The organism is Pseudarthrobacter oxydans, assembly GCF_034258515.1.
Classification (GTDB): Bacteria; Actinomycetota; Actinomycetes; order Actinomycetales; family Micrococcaceae; genus Arthrobacter.
This window is the reverse complement of record NZ_CP139438.1, coordinates 127,585-143,052: the sequence shown is the minus strand read 5'-3', so window position 1 is coordinate 143,052 and position 15,468 is coordinate 127,585. Positions and strand designations below refer to the sequence as shown.

Genomic DNA, 15,468 nt, shown 5'->3' with positions numbered 1-15,468 from the left:
TGCAGGCGGCGCACCGGCAGTTCCCTGCCTGTGCGGTAGCCGGCACCAGTGCGGAGCGGGGCGCCATCCCAGGCGTCCCGCTCCGTTGCCGTGGCGCACCGGCGCCCGGACAAGCAGCCCCAACTGAAATGGTCACCATGTCGGAAAAACCTGATCTCCGTACTCCCGCCAGCCGGCGCACCGCCTGGGCAATAGCGGCAGCCCTCGCAATCCTGGCCGCCATTGTCTCCACCGTTGTCCGGATCGAGGGGTCGAGCGCCAAAGTGCGGGCAGAAGAGGCCCTTCGGAGTGTTGCGACAGCCCAGTCCGCATCCAAGGATGCGGCGGGCGTTTATGCCTCCTATTGGCTGACTGGCGGTGACCACAGCCTCTCTGCCGCCCATCCGGTCCAGGCGGAAGGGGTAGCGGACCTCAGGAGCATCAGTTGCGACGACGGCTGGGTAGCAGCAGCCCGGGTTGACGGCGAAATCTACGTGCGGTCAAACCTCGAGGAAGGCGCTGTTGCGGCAGGAGCCGGGGAAATCCGCCGGCCCGGCTGCGTCACTGATGAAGCCCTCCGGCGAATGCTTTCCGACGTTGGCCTGCAGGAACAGCCAGCGGAGCCAGGGCCAATCGCTGACCGGCCGCAGGACTCATCGAAGTACCGCCCGAACTACCACATCACTTCCGAACGCAACTGGATGAATGATCCGCAGCGGCCCTTTTTCCTCAATGGGCTCTGGCATTACTACTACCTGTACAACTCCGACTATCCGGAGGGAAACGGAACCGAGTGGTACCACCTCACCAGTGAAGACCTGCTGACCTGGAAGGACGAAGGGGTGGCCATTGAGAAGTACAAAAACGGGCTGGGGGACATTGAAACCGGCAGCGCGGTGGTGGACTACGAAAACACTGCCGGATTTGGGCACGGCGCCGTCATCTCAGTACTGACGCAGCAGGACCAGGGCGTCCAGCGCCAGTCCCTGTTCTACTCAACCGACGGCGGGTACACCTTCAACGCGTACGAGGGAAATCCCGTGATGGACAACCCCGGAGCGGAGCACTGGCGGGACCCGAAAATTGTCTGGGACGGGGAACGCAGCCAGTGGCTCATGGTCCTTGCCGAGGGACACAAGGTCGGCATGTATACCTCCTCCAACCTCAAGGATTGGCGCTACGTTTCAGGTTTCGAGCGGACCGGCCTGGGGACACTGGAATGTCCCGACCTGTTCCAGCTGGATCTGGACGGGGATCCTGCCAAGAGAACCTGGGTGCTCGCGGCAAGCGCCAATGGAACAGAAGAGGGAAGAACCACCGGCGTCGCCTATTGGACCGGAAGCTGGGACGGAACCCGCTTCACGCCCCGGGACGAGGACCATCAGTGGCTGGACGCCGGATCCGACTTCTACGCAGCCGTGACCTGGGACGACCCCCGGCTCACCGAAGGCCAGAAAATGCGGTCCCGGCAGGCAATCGGGTGGATGAACAACTGGGACTATGCCCGGAAGCTCCCAACCGCGGACTGGCACGGCGGCATGGACACCCTCATCCGGGACATCCGCCTCAAAACCGTCCAGGACCGCCCCACCCTTGTCTCTGCTCCTGCGAAAACCTTGGGCCGGCTCGGGGGCCAGACGTTGGATCTCCAAGGGTCCACACCCGACGGCATCAAGAAGCTTCCGTCCTCCCAGGGAGGGGCGTACCGGCTGGACGTGACGCTTGAGCGGCCCGGACCCCATGACGGATCCGAGGCACGGATTTCCATGGAAAGCGGCGGCTCTGCGTTTGCAGCCATCGGTTACAACTTCCAGGACGGCACCGTGTTCCTGGACCGGCAGCACCCCGCCGACAGAGACCTGGGCCCGCTCTTCACCCAGCGGCGGACTGCAACAGCCCCGGCGAAAGACGGCCTTGTGAAGCTGACTGTCTTCGTTGACTACTCTTCCGTCGAAGTGTTCGTCAACGACGGCGAGCAAACACTGACGTCGCTCGTCTTCCCGCGCTCGGAACAGCACGCCATCAAAACGGTCACGGACAAGGGGCCGCTCCCGCTTAAATCACTGGACTACACGCCCCTGTCACCGGCCCGCCAATTGCCGCTGCACAAGCTCCCCTGACGCTACCCACGCCTGCCGCAACAAGTTAGGGTTCCAGCATGGACATCATCCTGGTACCCGGTTTCTGGTTGGATGCCTCTTCGTGGCAGGAGGTGGTCCCGGCACTGGAGGCCGCGGGACACCGGCCGCATCCACTCACGCTGCCCGGCCTTGAATCCCTTGACGCGGACCGGTCAGGCATCAGCCTCCAGGACCACATCGACTTTGTGGTTGCCGCCATTGACGCTCTCGAGGGCAAGGTGGTCCTGGTGGGCCACTCGGGGGGCGGCGCCGTCATCCACGGCGCGCTGGACGCGCGCCCGGACCGGGTGGAACGAGCCATTTACGTGGACAGCGGTCCTCTGGGTGAAGGCGACGTGATCAACAACGAACTGCCGGCCGACGGCGACGACATTCCGCTGCCGCCGTGGGAAGGCTTCGACGATGCCGACCTCATTGACCTCGACGACGGACTGCGGGAAGCATTCCGCGCACGTGCCATCCCGCAACCCAAGGGAGTGGCCTACGGCAGGCAGCACCTGCACGATACCCGCCGCTATGACGTCCCGGCCACCGTGATTGCGTGCGAATTCCCCTCCTCGCTGCTCCGCGAATGGATCGACGCCGGCCACCCCTTTGTCGCCGAACTGGCGCGGGTCCGCGACGTGGAGTTCGTGGACCTTCCCACGGGGCACTGGCCCCAGTTCACCAAGCCGGCGGAACTGGCACGGGTGATCCTCGCAGCCGTTGACCGGAAGGGCGACGACGCGAGCCAGTAACGGCTGCACCTTGCTTAGCCCATCATTCAGGAGTTTCTTCCCAACCCCTTGCGCGGCAGCAGCGCCGTCTCCATAATAAATGAATGCCATTCATTTATTCATCCGCTTTTCCGCCTGCCGCCCCAGCATTGACGCTCGACGCAGCCCCCGCCCGCATGCCCGCCGAATGGGAAACCCACCTGGGCACCTACATGGCCTTCCCGCCGCCCAACCACACCTTCGGCCCATCCGGGAGCCCCACCCTTGACCGCGCCCGTGGGGCCTGGGCACGCGTTGCGCGCACCATCAGCCGCTATGAACCGGTGACCGTGCTGGCTGACCCCCGTGACACGACGGCCGCCAGGGAGTGGCTCGGGGAGGGCATCACCGTCCTTGGGGTTCCGCTCGATGACGCCTGGCTGCGTGACAGCGGGCCGACCTTCACCCGCCGTCCGGACGGTACCGTGGCCGCCGTCGACTGGGTGTTCAACGGCTGGGGCGCCCAGCAGTGGGCGCAATGGGGCAAGGACCGGAACGTGGGCCGGGTGCTCGCGGCGCACGCAGGGGTGCCGGTCAATCCGAGTTCCCTGGTCAACGAGGGCGGCGGCTTCCACGTGGACGGCGAGGGAACGGTCCTTCTCACCGAAACGGTGCAGCTGGATCCCCAGCGAAACCCGGGCGCCACCAAGGAATCGGTGGAAGCCGCGATCCACGAGGCCTTGGGAACCACCAAGGCCATCTGGCTGCCCCGCGGACTCACCCGTGATTACGGTGAATTCGGCACCCGCGGGCACGTGGACATCGTAGCTGCCTTCGCCGGCCCGGGCATTGTCCTGCTGCACCGCCAGGACAATCCCGCCCACCCCGACCATGAGGTCTACCAGGAACTCCATTCCGTCCTGGCAGGGCAGACCGACGCCCAGGGCCGGCCGCTGCGCATCATCGATGTGCCCGCCCCTGCCGCCCTTGAAGACGACGAGGGGTTCGTGGACTGGTCCTACATCAACCATTACGTGGCCAACAACGCAGTAGTCCTCTGCAGCTTCGATGACCCGAACGACGCCGTTGCCGCAGGAATACTCGGACGCGCCTATCCGGGCCGCACCATAGAACTGGTGGACGCGCGGGACATCTTCGCCTTTGGCGGCGGCATCCATTGCATCACCCAGCAGCAGCCGGCGCCGGCCGGGCGGCAGGAGGCGGCAGCGTGAGCCCGTTCACCGTGGTGGAAGCAGGTATCAGGCAACTCCGCGAAGCACTGGAAGCGGGTCGGGTCTCGAGCGAGGAGCTGGTCCGCGAGTACCTGCAGCGGATCGAGGCCTACGACAGGTCCGGCATCCGCCTGAACTCGGTGGTGGTACTGAACCCCGAGGCCATTGCGGAGGCGAGGGCCTCCGACGAACGGCGGGCGCGGAACTCCACCCTGGGCCCATTGGACGGCATCCCCTACACCGCCAAGGACAGTTACCAGGTGGCGGGACTGACGGTAGCGGCCGGTTCACCGGCCTTCAAGGACCTTGTGGCCCGGCGCGATGCCTTCACCATCGAGCGGCTCCGGTCCGGCGGGGCGGTCCTGATCGGCCTCACCAACATGCCGCCCATGGCCAACGGCGGCATGCAGCGCGGCGTGTACGGCCGGGCGGAAAGCCCCTACAACGCGGATTACCTGACCGCGGCGTTTGCCTCCGGATCCTCGAACGGCTCCGGAACCGCCACGGCTGCCAGCTTCGCAGCCTTCGGCCTCGCGGAGGAGACCTGGTCTTCCGGCCGGGCGCCGGCGTCGAACAATGCACTCTGCGCCTATACCCCCTCTCGCGGCGTGATCTCGGTCCGCGGCAACTGGCCGCTGGTTCCCACCATGGACGTGGTGGTTCCGCATACCCGCACCATGGATGACCTCCTGGAGGTGCTGGACGTGGTGGTGGCCGACGACGCCGAAACCCGCGGCGACTTCTGGCGGATGCAGCCATGGGTTGACGTGCCAAAGGCGTCCGAGGTGCGCCCCGCCTCCTACCTGGAGCTGGCCGTCACGGACCCCGCAGCTGCGGCGAACGTGCTGGCCGGCAAACGCCTGGGGGTCCCGCGGATGTACATCAATGCCGATGCGGAGGCCGGCACGGCTCCCGCCCCGGGGATTGGCGGGCCCACCGGGCAGCGCATCCGGACCAGGGCTTCCATCATGGATCTGTGGGATGCTGCCCGCCGCGCGCTGGAGGCGGCCGGGGCGGAAGTGGTGGAGGTGGATTTCCCGGTGGTCTCCAACTATGAGGGAGACCGGCCGGGCGCGCCCAGCATTGCCACGAGGGGCCTGGTGTCACCCGAATACCTCCGCAGGGAGATCGTTGACCTCTCGGCCTGGGCCTGGCACGACTTCCTGGACGCCAACGGGGACCCGAACCTCTCCCGACTGTCCGACGTCGACGGCGCGAGCATCTTCCCTGCCCCGGACGGGCTGCCGGACCGGTACCACGGGTTTGAGGACGACATCAGCGATTACCCGGCGTGGATACGGGACAACGGGGTGCCGGTCCTGTCCGGGATTCCCCATCTGGCCGAAGGGCTGCGCGGCCTGGAGAAAACTCGCCGGATTGACCTGGAAGAATGGATGGACGGCCTGGTCCTTGATGCGGTGGTGTTCCCGGCCGCCGCGGATGTCGGGCCTGCCGACGCCGACCGCAACGAGCACTCGGCAGAGCAGGCCTGGCGCAACGGCGTCTGGGTGTCCAACGGCAACCTGGTCCCCCGGCATCTGGGCATCCCCACGGTAACGGTCCCGATGGGACTGGCTGCGGACATCGCCATGCCGGTGGGACTGACCTTTGCAGGCAGGGCCTACAGTGACACCTGCCTGCTGCAGCTTGCAGCCGCTTTCGAAGCCACCGGCCGCCGTCGGGTCCCGCCGCCGCGCACCAGCTCCGCCGCCCGGCAGGAAGGGAACGGACGCGCCTTGACAGCCTGATTGTTAGCGCTGACAGTTGAGGGAGCCATTTCCACCACCGACCGGAAAGCCGACTCAATGAAGAACTGGGCAGGGAACCTCGAGTACGCCTCATCGGAGGTCCGGCAGCCGTCGTCAGTGGAAGAACTGGCAGACATCGTGGCCGGGGCCCGCCGGGTCAAAGCCCTGGGGTCCCGCCACTCGTTCAACCGGGTTGGCGACACCGACGGCGTCCACGTGCTCCTGGACGGCCTGCCCCGGGAGATCGAACTGGACCCGGAGCGCCGGACCGTCCGTGTCAGCGGCGGGGTCAGCTACGGAACGCTGTGCCGCTCGCTGGAACAGTCCGGGGTGGCCATCCACAACCTGGCGTCCCTTCCGCATATCTCCGTGGCGGGTGCGGTCCAGACTGGAACGCACGGATCCGGGGTGGACAACCAGTCCTTGGCCGGTGCCGTCGAAGCGATCCACCTGGTGCGGCCCTCCGGTGAACAGGCGTCCCTCTCCCGCGCGGACGGCGACGAATTCCTGGCCGGCGTGGTGGGTCTCGGCGCCCTGGGCATCATCACCGGCCTGGAACTCAGCGTCGGGCCGAGCTTCCGCATGCGCCAGCGCGTCCTGGAGAACCTGCCATGGGACCGCGCGCTGGCCAACTTTCCGGAAATCGTGTCCAGCGCCTACAGCGTCAGCCTCTTCACGGACTACGCCGGCGGTTCCATCAGCCAGGTGTGGCTCAAGGCACTGGATTCGGAGCCGCCGCTGGGTAAGCTGTTCGGTGCCACAGCCGCCCGCACCCCCAGGCACCCGCTGCCGGACATGTCCGCCGAGAATTGCACGCTCCAGATGGACGAGCCGGGCCAGTGGCTGGACCGCCTGCCCCATTTCCGCCATGAGTTCACGCCCAGCAAGGGTGAGGAACTGCAAAGCGAATTCATCCTGCCCCTGGAGCACGCCCCGGCCGCCATCGAGGCGGTGCGGGGGCTCGCGCCCAAGCTCGCGCCGCTGCTGTTTGTCTCCGAGATCCGCACCGGTGCTGCCGATGAATTTTGGCTCAGCCCCTTCTACCGGCAGCAGAGCGTGGCCCTCCACTTCACGTGGAAGCCGCTGCAGCCTGAGGTGGAGGCGGTCCTGCCGGAACTTGAGGAAGTACTTCGGCCCTTCGGAACCCGACCGCACTGGGGCAAACTGTTCTCCCCGGCCGGCCATGACTGGGAGTCGCTCTATCCGCGTTTCGCCGACTTCCGCTCGCTGGCATCGGCCCACGATCCTGACGGGAAGTTCCGGAACGCGCTGCTGGACAGCATCCTCGGCGTTCCGGCGGCGAGCAGGCGCTAATCAGCAGGAATTGAGCAGGGGTCCTGCCGGGATGCCCTGTTCCGGCACGGGTTTGCCTCGGACCGATAGGCTGGGCTGATGAAACGCCGCCTTGCCGCCCTGTCCGCCGCTCCCCTTTTCCTGCTCCTCGCCGGCTGTGGTGCCGTTGAGGAGGCTGCCGGCAATGCCGCCAGCGACGCCGCCTCCAAGGTAGCCGCCGCAGGCGCTGCCGAAGTGAAACGGCAGGTCTGCGCGGTGGTGCAGGACGGCCTGGTCAGCGTGGAGGACAAGCAGGCGCTGGCCGGCCTGGTCTCCGCCGCACGTACAGCCGGAGTACCCGCAGAGATCACGACGCCGTTAGGCCAGATCGCCGCGGCCGGAGACGAAGTGCCGGGCGAATCCGTCCAGGCACTCAAGGACGCCTGCGCGGCTTAGCTACGCTGCCTGGCCGCACACGTGACAGCCCGCCCGGCGTCGGACAAGCGCCTCTGGGGCGGTCCGGCCGCACCTCAGGGGCGGGGCTGGTCCACGCCGCGGAGGCCGCTGCCGCGGCCGCCTTGGGGCCGCCTCACCGTGCGGTGTTCAGTGGCGGCAAACGGGACTACGCCATGCTCCCGGTCCGCAGGCAAGGCACTCACAAACTTTGCCAGTTCCTCGCTGAGGACCTTCCAGCCAATACTTGGATCATCCGGATATGCGTTGATTTCCGCCCGGCGCGCAGCTTCCAGGGCCGCGGCGCCGGATTCCGTTAATTCAACTTTGAACTGCCTGCGGTCGGTGGACTGGCGGGTCCTGGTGATATGCCCGGCGCCCTCCAGCCGGATTAATACGCGTCCCAAGGTCTGGCTCTGGACGCGGATGGCCTCCGCGAGCTGCTCCTGGTTAAGGGGCCCGGCGGCCAAATTTTCCAAAGCTATGACGGCAGCCCGTGTCAGGCCCAAGTGCGCCAAGGCATCGTCCTGCCGCCTTTGCACCAGCCGGGCTGCCAACGTAATCAGGCGATAGCTGGTCCGGGCATCTGGATCAAGGTTGCTGGTCATCGGGCCGTGGCCTTCCTGTGGGTGGCGAAGTGCAGGGTGTGATCACCTCTTCTTGCGTCGCTACATTCTCTACAATAAGCATGCTTAGCATCCGATTCGCAAGTAGGCTTACTATCACTGCGGCCAAAGACGCTGCCCGGCAGCCATATATTCGGCAGCCCTTGCGCTTCAAAAGGGAAGTGTGCTTAGTATCTAATTAGTAACCATGCTTACTACTAGCCAGCACTGCTGGTTCTTGATCGCCAGCTGACCCTTCATGAAAGAGAGCCCGATGACAGAGAACCAATGGCCCCAGACATCCAGCCCTGCTACCACCGATACTTTCGGTGCACAGGACACAGGCGCTGAAGAACGCTACGGCACCTCCCCCGCCGCAGGTTCCGCCGGAGGCTCCAAGAGCCAGGCGGCAAAGGAAGAAGCTTCGCAGGTTGCCGGCCAGGCCGCCTCCGCAGCCCAGGGCGTTGCCCAGACCGCCAAGGAGGAAGCCGCGCATGTGGCCTCCGAGGCGAAGACCAGTGCGCAGGATCTTCTGCACCAGGCGAAGTCGGGCCTGACAAGCCAGGCGGGAACGCAGCAGCAGAAGGCAGCGGAAGGCATCCGCTCCATTTCCAGCCAGCTGCAGAGCATGGCCGAGGCACCTGACCAGCAGGGCGTGGCCAGCGACCTGATCCGCCAGGCTGCCAGCACCACCGAAACGGTAGCCTCCTGGCTTGAGACCAAGCAGCCGGGAGACCTTCTCGGCGAAGTCCAGAGGTTCGCCCGCAACCGCCCCGGCACGTTCCTGCTGGTCGCAGCCGGCGCAGGCGTCCTGGCCGGACGGCTCACCCGTGGTCTCACGGCGGGAGCACCCGAGGCACAGGCGGCAGTCCAGGGCGTTTCCCCGCAGTCGGTTCAGCCCCAGCCGGTTGCGCCCCTTCACCCGGAGACCGTCTATGCCGCCGGCACTGACGACCTCTTTGACGAGCCGGCAGTAGGCACGAGGGCTCCGGTGTCCACCTCAACCCTCCCCGGGGGGACTGCAGTAGACAGCCCCCTGCGGTACGAGGATGACCCCTACCGCGATGAGGACGGCAGCTACAGCGCTGCCGACGGCACTTACCGTTCGACGGAAGGACGCCAGCTGTGAGTAGTTCTATTCCGGAGATGCCCCCGAGTGAGGCGCACCTGAAGGCTGATAACGCCTCGCTGGGTGAGCTGCTCGGGGACGTGACCCGCGACCTGTCCACGCTGATGCGCCAGGAAGTGGAACTCGCCAAGGCCGAACTCAAACAATCCGCCACCAAGGCCGGCAAGAGCTCGGGCATGCTCGCCGGCGCAGGCGTGGCCGGGCACTTCGTGCTCGTCTTCCTGTCCCTGGCCCTGATGTTCGCCCTCGGCGCCCTGATGCCCCTGGGCTGGGCCGCCCTGATCGTCGCCGTGGTCTGGGGCATCACCGCCGCGGTCCTGGCCTCCATCGGGCGCAAGGAACTCAAACAGATCAAGGGCCTGCCCCAGACCGGCGAGACCCTGTCCGAAATTCCCCCAACCCTAAAACCAGGTGAGGTAAACCGATGAGCGATAACCCGGACGCAATCCGTTCAGACATAGAAGCCACCCGCGCCCGCCTGGGCACCAACGTTGACGCGGTCGCCGACAAAGTCACCCCGTCCAACATCGTCCACCGCCAAACCGACAAAGTAAAAGACGCGGTCACCGGCGTGAAGGAGAAAATCATGGGCACAGCAGACTCAGCCACCAACACCGTCCAGAACCGGATGCACTCCGGCGCCGGGCACACCAGCAACGCGATGCACTCCACCGGGGACACCCTGCACGGGGCCAGGGACAACGTGGCCTCCACGCTGTCCGACGCCGGCACCGCGATCTCCAACGCCCCGGACCAGGTCAAAGCCAAAACCCAGGGCAACCCCCTGGCCGCGGGCCTGATCGCGTTCGGCGCCGGGATGCTCATCTCCTCCCTGATCCCCGCCAGCGACAAGGAACGCGAGGCAGCCCAGCAGCTCAAGACCGCCGCCGAGCCCCTCGCCACCCAGGTCACCGACGCCGCTAAGGACATGGCCCAGGACCTCAAGGAACCCGCCCAGCAAGCCATGGAAAACGTCAAAGCCACCGCCACCGACGCCGCCCAAAACGTCAAAACCGAAGGCCAACACGCCGCCACCGACGTCAAAGACCGCGCCACAGACGCCACAGACCACGTCAAAAACACCTAGGCCAAACACCTAGGACGTGACAGCAAGGAAGGCCGGCTCCGCACGGAGCCGGCCTTCCCTGCGTTTGTGCAGTACTGGCTAGCGCTTGCCCTTCTTCCGGGAGCCCTTGCCCCGGCCCTTGTCCGGGTTCGGGGCGTACCGCTGGGCAACCTTGGGCGCCTTCTTGGCTCCGGTTCCGCGCCGGTCCGGCTTGGGATCCTTCTTTACCTTCGTTGGCTGCGCCGAAGGCTGGCGGGAACTCTGCGCCGTCCGGCCGCGCACGATCCCGATGAATTCCTCGATCACTTCGTCCGTGGAATCCGCGGGCCACACCAAGGCGATTTCCGTGCCCGGGGCGCCTGTCAGCCGCCGCGCCACGGTGTCCTTGACGTTGAAATGCCGGGCAACGGACATCGGCAGGATCACCAGGCCGGCCCCTGAGGCCACCACCTGAAGGGCAGCTTCGGGCCCGCCCATTTCCGCCACGTCCAGGAAGGTTTCTTCGCCAAGGTCCGCGAGGGCCACCTCTTCAAAGACCGAAATTTCGTGGCCCTTGGGCGCCACCACCACCGGCTGCTCCTCATAGAGCGGAATGACGTTCAGGCCCTCGCGCTCCACGGGAAGCCGGACAAAGCTGAGCTCGGCGGAACCGTTGCGCAGCACTTCAACCTGCGCGCCGTCGTCGGACATAAAAGACTCCAGCGGGACATCCAGAACGCGCTCTTCCCAGCGGCGGATCCACTTCCCGGGCGTCACGCCGGCCACGTAGGCGAACCGGAGCACGCGGGGTGCCTCCTGCTCCGGAGATTCAGCGGGGGCAGGGCTTTGGGGGATGTTGTCGGAGGGCACGTCTTCACAGTACCGTCCGCCCGGATACCCTTGAAGCATGACCTCTGCAAACTCCCAGTCCATGAAGCCGGCCACCGTTGCCAAGAAACTTGGCATCTATCTGCCCGCAACACCGCAGGAGTTCCAGGATTCAACCATCACGCGTGCCGAGTTCGCCGAGCTCCAGGCCAACCCGCCGGAGTGGCTCGCCGAGCTGCGCCGCAACGGCCCGCATCCCCGCCCGGTGGTGGCGCAGAAGCTGAACGTTTCCATCAGCGGGCTGGCCCGTGGCGGCGTCGAGGAAGCGCTGACGACGGCGGAAATCACCGCGCTGCTCCAGGCTCCCCCGCAGTGGCTGGTCACCGAGCGCGCCACGCACGCCGCCGTCCGGGCCGAGGCCCAGCGCGTCAAGGAAGAATCCTCCAAGAAGGAAGCCAAGAAGGCCCGCGCCAAGGCCGAATAGCCGCCCAAAACCTAGGCTTGTCAGGGCAGGCCTGCCTCACGGCTACCCCGCCAGGTCGCGTCAGTCCTGGTGCAGCTGGACGAAGTTCCCGCAGCCGTCGTCAAACACAGCGCTGATCCCGGAGGGATCCTCCGTGGGGCCGCTCTTGAAGCTGACCCCGGCCGCGAGCAGGCGCTCGTACTCAGCCTGCACATCCGGGACGCCGAACACTACGGCGGGGAGCCCGGCGTCGTGCACTGCATTCATGTACGTGGCGCCGATGGGGTTGTCGCTGGGCTCCAGCAACAGCCCGACAGATCCGTTGCCGGCGCCCGGGTCCTTGATGATGTACAGGTTGTACTCCGGCATGGCCATCAGGGTCTCAAAGCCCAGGGTCCCTGTGTAGAAGGCGTGGGCGGCGGCCGGGTCCTTGACGTGGATGCTGCACATTTTGATTCTCATGGTCCCACGGTACGGTGCCTTGCCCCGGGCAGAAAGGGACTTCCGGGCGTGCCCTGAACCCGGGGTTCCGGCCATTGACCGGGCGGCCGGAAAACGTTGCAATGGAAGAACCACCCGGGTTTGTTTGTCCGGGCCTTCAATGCCGGAGGTGCAAGGTGTCAGACATGGCGGAAGCCGCAGTGCAGGGCGTGCTGCAGGGGACAGGTGCGGTGGTTTTGTGCGGCCTGGTGCTGGTGGCCAGCGTGGCGGCCACGGTCTTTGTCATCCGGCGCCGTTCCCTCCTCGCGCGGGAGGACAATGCGGAACGGTCGGACCAGCTCTTCTGGGATCTGTTCCTGGGCGCATGCGTGGCTGTTCCCGCCTTGCTGATCCCGGCGTTCATATCCCCTTGGGCAGGACTGTTCCTTGGCGGTGCTGGTGTGGCTGCCGGAGTGGCTGCGTACCGGAGCAGCCCGCGGTACTTCGCGTGGCGCAGCGGCCGCCGGGAATCCCTGCAGCAGGTGGCCGCGCACCGGGAAGCGCAGGCGCGCCACGACGAACTGATCGCGCGGTGGCGCCGGTACGAGCTGGATCCGGCCTGCCTGATCGATTACCCGGCACTGACCGATGTCCGGACACCGGAAACCTCCGCCCTCATCAAGGCAATGCGGCAGGCTGAGGCGCTGCGCATGGCCCCCCAACAGGGGTATCCCGACGCCGTCACCAGCCTCGGTGCCACCCTCGCCGCCGCCGAGAGGGCAGCAGGCATCCCCGCCGAGCAGGCTTAGGGCCGGACGTTACCCGTTGTGTCGCTTCCATGGAACGGAGCGCGCAGCGGCGATAGCATCCGAAGATGGATCCTCAGGAATTGCCAACCCGTGACCAGTTCGGCCGGCTGCTGGAAGACCGCGGGGTCTGGCGGCAGGCCACGACGCTTGCGGCCGCCGGCGAGCTGACCGCCCGGTGGCTGGAAGGGGCAAGCCAGTACCAGCCGGGCACGTTCGCGCCCGGCTTCGACGATGAAACCCGGCCGCTTGCTGCTGCCCTCGCCGAGCTGAACCGAAACGGGATTTTCACGAAGGAGTCCCAGCCCGGCATCAGGACCGAATCGGCTGCGCAGCGGCAGTACGTAACAGGATTCTGCTCCGCCGCCGCGGCCACTGCGCTGCTGGCCCTGTCCACCCGCACGGAACTGGTGACGGTGGCCCATGCTCCCGGTGAGGCCAGCAGCGCAGCAATACCTGTGACCCTGACCGGGACAGAAGTGACCACGGTCCTCGGGTCAAGCGAAAATCCGGTGGAGGAGGAGCAGGTCCAGGACTGGGCGGACGAAACCAACGATGCCCTGGCCCTGCTGCTGTCCGACTCCTGGTACGTGGAGGTCTTCGATCCCGCCTGGGGACGGAATGATCTCCTGCTGCCGGAGGTTCTCGCAGCGCTGCAAAGGGTGGAGCTGGACTAAAGCTCCACCCTGCCGCTCTCGCCGACGCTCATCCGGCTGTTGGTGACCTTGGACTTGGCCCACTGGAGCACCGTGGCGGCCGTTCCGCCAGGGCTGGTCCAGTATTCGGCTGAGTCGGAGTCGATCCGGAGCAGGCACACCTCGGGGGTGTCCGGTCCGTCGGGGAACCACGCTTCGACAGCCTGGTTCCACATTTCACGGATCTTTGCCCGGTCCGTCACCACCTCTGCGGTCCCCGCGACGGAAACCCACTCGGTGTTCTTGCCAAAGGAAACGTTAACGCGCGGGTCAGCCCGGACATGCGCAACCTGTGAGGTGCCGAGGCCCGTGAAGAACCACATGTCGCCGTCGTCCTTAACATCCTGGACGGCGAGCGGCCGGCTGACGAGTGCGCCTTCCTCGTTGATGGTAGTCAACATCCCGATGTGGGAGTGGTTGATGATGTCCGTAACCTTGCTGATGCTCCCGGTGTCGGTCATGTCTCACCTCATTCGTCTGCGTGCGGGGACGCTCCCCACCGCCAGCCTATTGGTAAGCATGCTTACATTCCAGCCGGGCCGGTCCCGCTTTAGGCCGGAACGGGCAACTTCGCTGCTTCGCGGATGCTGGCAGCGGTGCGGAGCCCCATCCGGATTGCGCCGTCCACGTGCTGGTAGCCTTCCGCGGCGAGGTCGGAGGAGGACCAGTAGATGGGTCCGACCGGCACGTGCTGGTCCTTGCCGTAGCGGTGAAGCCCGCCGAGGTCGTAGCTGGAGGCATAGGCGCCGCGGGTCCATTCCTCCGAGCCCCAGTCGGACTCGTAGTAGACCTCGGGCTCAAGCGCTTCAGCGCCGAGGAAGCCGGCGATCGACTCCAGGATGGCACGCTGGCGTTCGTCGGCACCCAACTCGAAGACGGCGTCGGCCTTTTCATCGGAGACGAAGCCCACCAGGGTGCCCCTGGTATCGCCGAAGTTGGTGTTGTCGTAAACCTCCTGGACCAGGGACCCGGCGCCGAAGCAGGTGCCGGAGAGGCCGGAGTTCCGCCAGAACGGGCGGCTGTAGACGGCATGGACCTTGATGACCAGGCCCAGGGACTGGTGCTGGTGCATCTGGTGCTGGCGGCGCGGCAGCGGCGGGTTGAAGGAGACCCGCGAGTAGAGGTTGGGCGGCACCGCCATGATCACGAACCGGGCGTTGACGGTGGCACGGTCCGATTCGACGGTGACGCGGTGGCCGCCGTCGGCGTCCGGCTCCCAGTTGATGGTACGCACCGGAGAGTTAAGGACGACGTCGTCCCCCAGCTCCTGCGCCAGCAGCAGCGAGACCTGCTGCATGCCGCCCACAACACGCCGGTCCAGGATGAAGTCCTCGTCCGTGAGGTGGGTGAAGGACCCCGCGGAGGCGGCCATCAGCACAGCCTGCAGGGCGGAGAAGGCATGGGCCGGCTTGGTGAGCATGCCGCCGGCGATGAAGAGGCCGATGTTACTGCAGGCCTCTTCATTCGCGGAGTGCCGGCGCAGCCAGTGGTGGAAGGAGACGGTGTCCAGTTCCCGGGCCTTGGGGTGGGCCCAGGGCTCGGTGGGGCCGATCTCGGCGGCGAGGCCATCCAGCAGGCTGATGAGCTTGTTCATTTCGGCTTCGGTGTCCGGGTCCACGGGGAAGGTGTCGCCGGCGTAGCGAACCGGGATGCCATCCTTGCCGATGTACATGGAATCGCCCTCCCGGTAGCGCGGGTAGGTCCGGAGGCCGAGTTCCTGGAGGAGGTCCAGGAGCACGGTTTGGTCCGGGGAAACCCACTGGCCGCCGATTTCGAGCATGGCCCCGTCCACGGTGTCGGTCCAGGTGCGGCCGCCTACGCGGTCGCGGGCCTCCAGCACGGCGACGCTGAGGCCGGCCTTCTTCAGTTCGCGGGCTGCGGTGAGTCCCGAGGGCCCGGCTCCGACGACCACGACGTCGCGGTTCAGGTTCAGCATGATGTCCTCTCTTGGGTTCCT

Annotated in this window: 17 protein-coding genes; 12 read left to right on the top strand and 5 right to left on the bottom strand. The window is 66.3% G+C overall.

Translation table 11 applies throughout. The features are described 5' to 3' along the window. The first annotated feature begins 137 nt into the window (after window positions 1-137). From SMD14_RS00590 to SMD14_RS00565, 6 genes are all read left to right on the top strand, one after another. Entirely contained in the window at window positions 138-2,099 is a 1,962-nt protein-coding gene (locus SMD14_RS00590) for a glycoside hydrolase family 32 protein (RefSeq protein WP_321214936.1), read from the top strand. A 38-nt stretch (window positions 2,100-2,137) separates the two neighbouring features. Beyond that, window positions 2,138-2,857 (top strand): alpha/beta hydrolase, encoded by a 720-nt coding sequence (locus tag SMD14_RS00585; RefSeq protein WP_321214935.1) that lies wholly within the window; start codon window positions 2,138-2,140, stop codon window positions 2,855-2,857. 83 nt (window positions 2,858-2,940) lie between these two features. Then, window positions 2,941-4,047 (top strand): agmatine/peptidylarginine deiminase, encoded by a 1,107-nt coding sequence (locus tag SMD14_RS00580; protein ID WP_409339698.1) that lies wholly within the window; start codon window positions 2,941-2,943, stop codon window positions 4,045-4,047. Further along, window positions 4,044-5,795, top strand: a complete 1,752-nt coding sequence (locus tag SMD14_RS00575; RefSeq protein WP_321214934.1) for an amidase — start codon at window positions 4,044-4,046, stop codon at window positions 5,793-5,795. Before SMD14_RS00580 ends, SMD14_RS00575 begins: the two co-directional genes overlap by 4 nt. A gap of 57 nt (window positions 5,796-5,852) precedes the next feature. Continuing rightward, on the top strand, window positions 5,853-7,109 hold the full coding sequence (locus SMD14_RS00570) for a D-arabinono-1,4-lactone oxidase (RefSeq protein WP_321214933.1): 1,257 nt from the start codon (window positions 5,853-5,855) through the stop codon (window positions 7,107-7,109). A 78-nt stretch (window positions 7,110-7,187) separates the two neighbouring features. Then, a complete protein-coding gene (locus tag SMD14_RS00565; protein ID WP_157240027.1) occupies window positions 7,188-7,523 on the top strand; it encodes a hypothetical protein in 336 nt (111 codons plus the stop codon). 74 nt (window positions 7,524-7,597) lie between these two features. Here the strand turns inward: SMD14_RS00565 and SMD14_RS00560 are convergent, their stop codons facing one another. Continuing rightward, complete coding sequence (locus tag SMD14_RS00560) at window positions 7,598-8,128, bottom strand: MarR family transcriptional regulator (protein WP_321214932.1); 531 nt, start codon at window positions 8,126-8,128, stop codon at window positions 7,598-7,600. A gap of 271 nt (window positions 8,129-8,399) precedes the next feature. Between SMD14_RS00560 and SMD14_RS00555 the strand changes: the two genes are divergently transcribed. From SMD14_RS00555 to SMD14_RS00545, 3 genes are read left to right on the top strand one after another with little or no spacing between them, the layout of a single operon-like run. Further along, the gene (locus SMD14_RS00555; RefSeq protein ID WP_321214931.1) at window positions 8,400-9,254 is read left to right on the top strand and encodes a hypothetical protein; all 855 of its coding nucleotides are present in this window, start codon (window positions 8,400-8,402) and stop codon (window positions 9,252-9,254) included. A gap of 17 nt (window positions 9,255-9,271) precedes the next feature. Beyond that, window positions 9,272-9,682 carry a phage holin family protein gene (locus SMD14_RS00550; RefSeq protein WP_321216319.1) on the top strand — a complete coding sequence of 137 codons (411 nt, stop codon included), beginning with the start codon at window positions 9,272-9,274 and terminating at the stop codon, window positions 9,680-9,682. Continuing rightward, window positions 9,679-10,341, top strand: coding sequence for a DUF3618 domain-containing protein (locus SMD14_RS00545; RefSeq protein ID WP_321214930.1), 663 nt, complete (start codon window positions 9,679-9,681; stop codon window positions 10,339-10,341). Before SMD14_RS00550 ends, SMD14_RS00545 begins: the two co-directional genes overlap by 4 nt. A gap of 78 nt (window positions 10,342-10,419) precedes the next feature. Here the strand turns inward: SMD14_RS00545 and SMD14_RS00540 are convergent, their stop codons facing one another. Then, window positions 10,420-11,244: a LysR family transcriptional regulator substrate-binding protein gene (locus SMD14_RS00540; RefSeq protein ID WP_321214929.1), complete on the bottom strand. Its 825-nt coding sequence runs from the start codon at window positions 11,242-11,244 to the stop codon at window positions 10,420-10,422. Here SMD14_RS00540 and SMD14_RS00535 point away from each other — a divergent pair. Further along, window positions 11,207-11,611, top strand: a complete 405-nt coding sequence (locus SMD14_RS00535) for a DUF5997 family protein (RefSeq protein ID WP_321214928.1) — start codon at window positions 11,207-11,209, stop codon at window positions 11,609-11,611. The genes SMD14_RS00540 and SMD14_RS00535 overlap by 38 nt on opposite strands. Window positions 11,612-11,671: 60 nt before the next feature. Here SMD14_RS00535 and SMD14_RS00530 read toward each other — a convergent pair whose 3' ends face one another. Beyond that, the gene (locus SMD14_RS00530) at window positions 11,672-12,052 is read right to left on the bottom strand and encodes a VOC family protein (protein ID WP_321214927.1); all 381 of its coding nucleotides are present in this window, start codon (window positions 12,050-12,052) and stop codon (window positions 11,672-11,674) included. Window positions 12,053-12,216: 164 nt separating this feature from the next. On the opposite strand from SMD14_RS00530, the gene SMD14_RS00525 reads away from it, so the two are divergent. Then, window positions 12,217-12,819: a hypothetical protein gene (locus tag SMD14_RS00525; protein ID WP_321214926.1), complete on the top strand. Its 603-nt coding sequence runs from the start codon at window positions 12,217-12,219 to the stop codon at window positions 12,817-12,819. Between the two features lie 65 nt (window positions 12,820-12,884). Beyond that, on the top strand, window positions 12,885-13,493 hold the full coding sequence (locus tag SMD14_RS00520) for a DUF6919 domain-containing protein (RefSeq protein WP_321214925.1): 609 nt from the start codon (window positions 12,885-12,887) through the stop codon (window positions 13,491-13,493). Here the strand turns inward: SMD14_RS00520 and SMD14_RS00515 are convergent. Both SMD14_RS00515 and SMD14_RS00510 read right to left on the bottom strand, forming a co-directional pair. Continuing rightward, complete coding sequence (locus tag SMD14_RS00515) at window positions 13,490-13,972, bottom strand: pyridoxamine 5'-phosphate oxidase family protein (protein ID WP_321214924.1); 483 nt, start codon at window positions 13,970-13,972, stop codon at window positions 13,490-13,492. The two genes, SMD14_RS00520 and SMD14_RS00515, sit on opposite strands and share 4 nt — an antisense overlap. 89 nt (window positions 13,973-14,061) lie before the next feature. After that, a complete protein-coding gene (locus SMD14_RS00510) occupies window positions 14,062-15,447 on the bottom strand; it encodes an NAD(P)/FAD-dependent oxidoreductase (protein WP_321214923.1) in 1,386 nt (461 codons plus the stop codon). Window positions 15,448-15,468 lie beyond the last annotated feature (21 nt).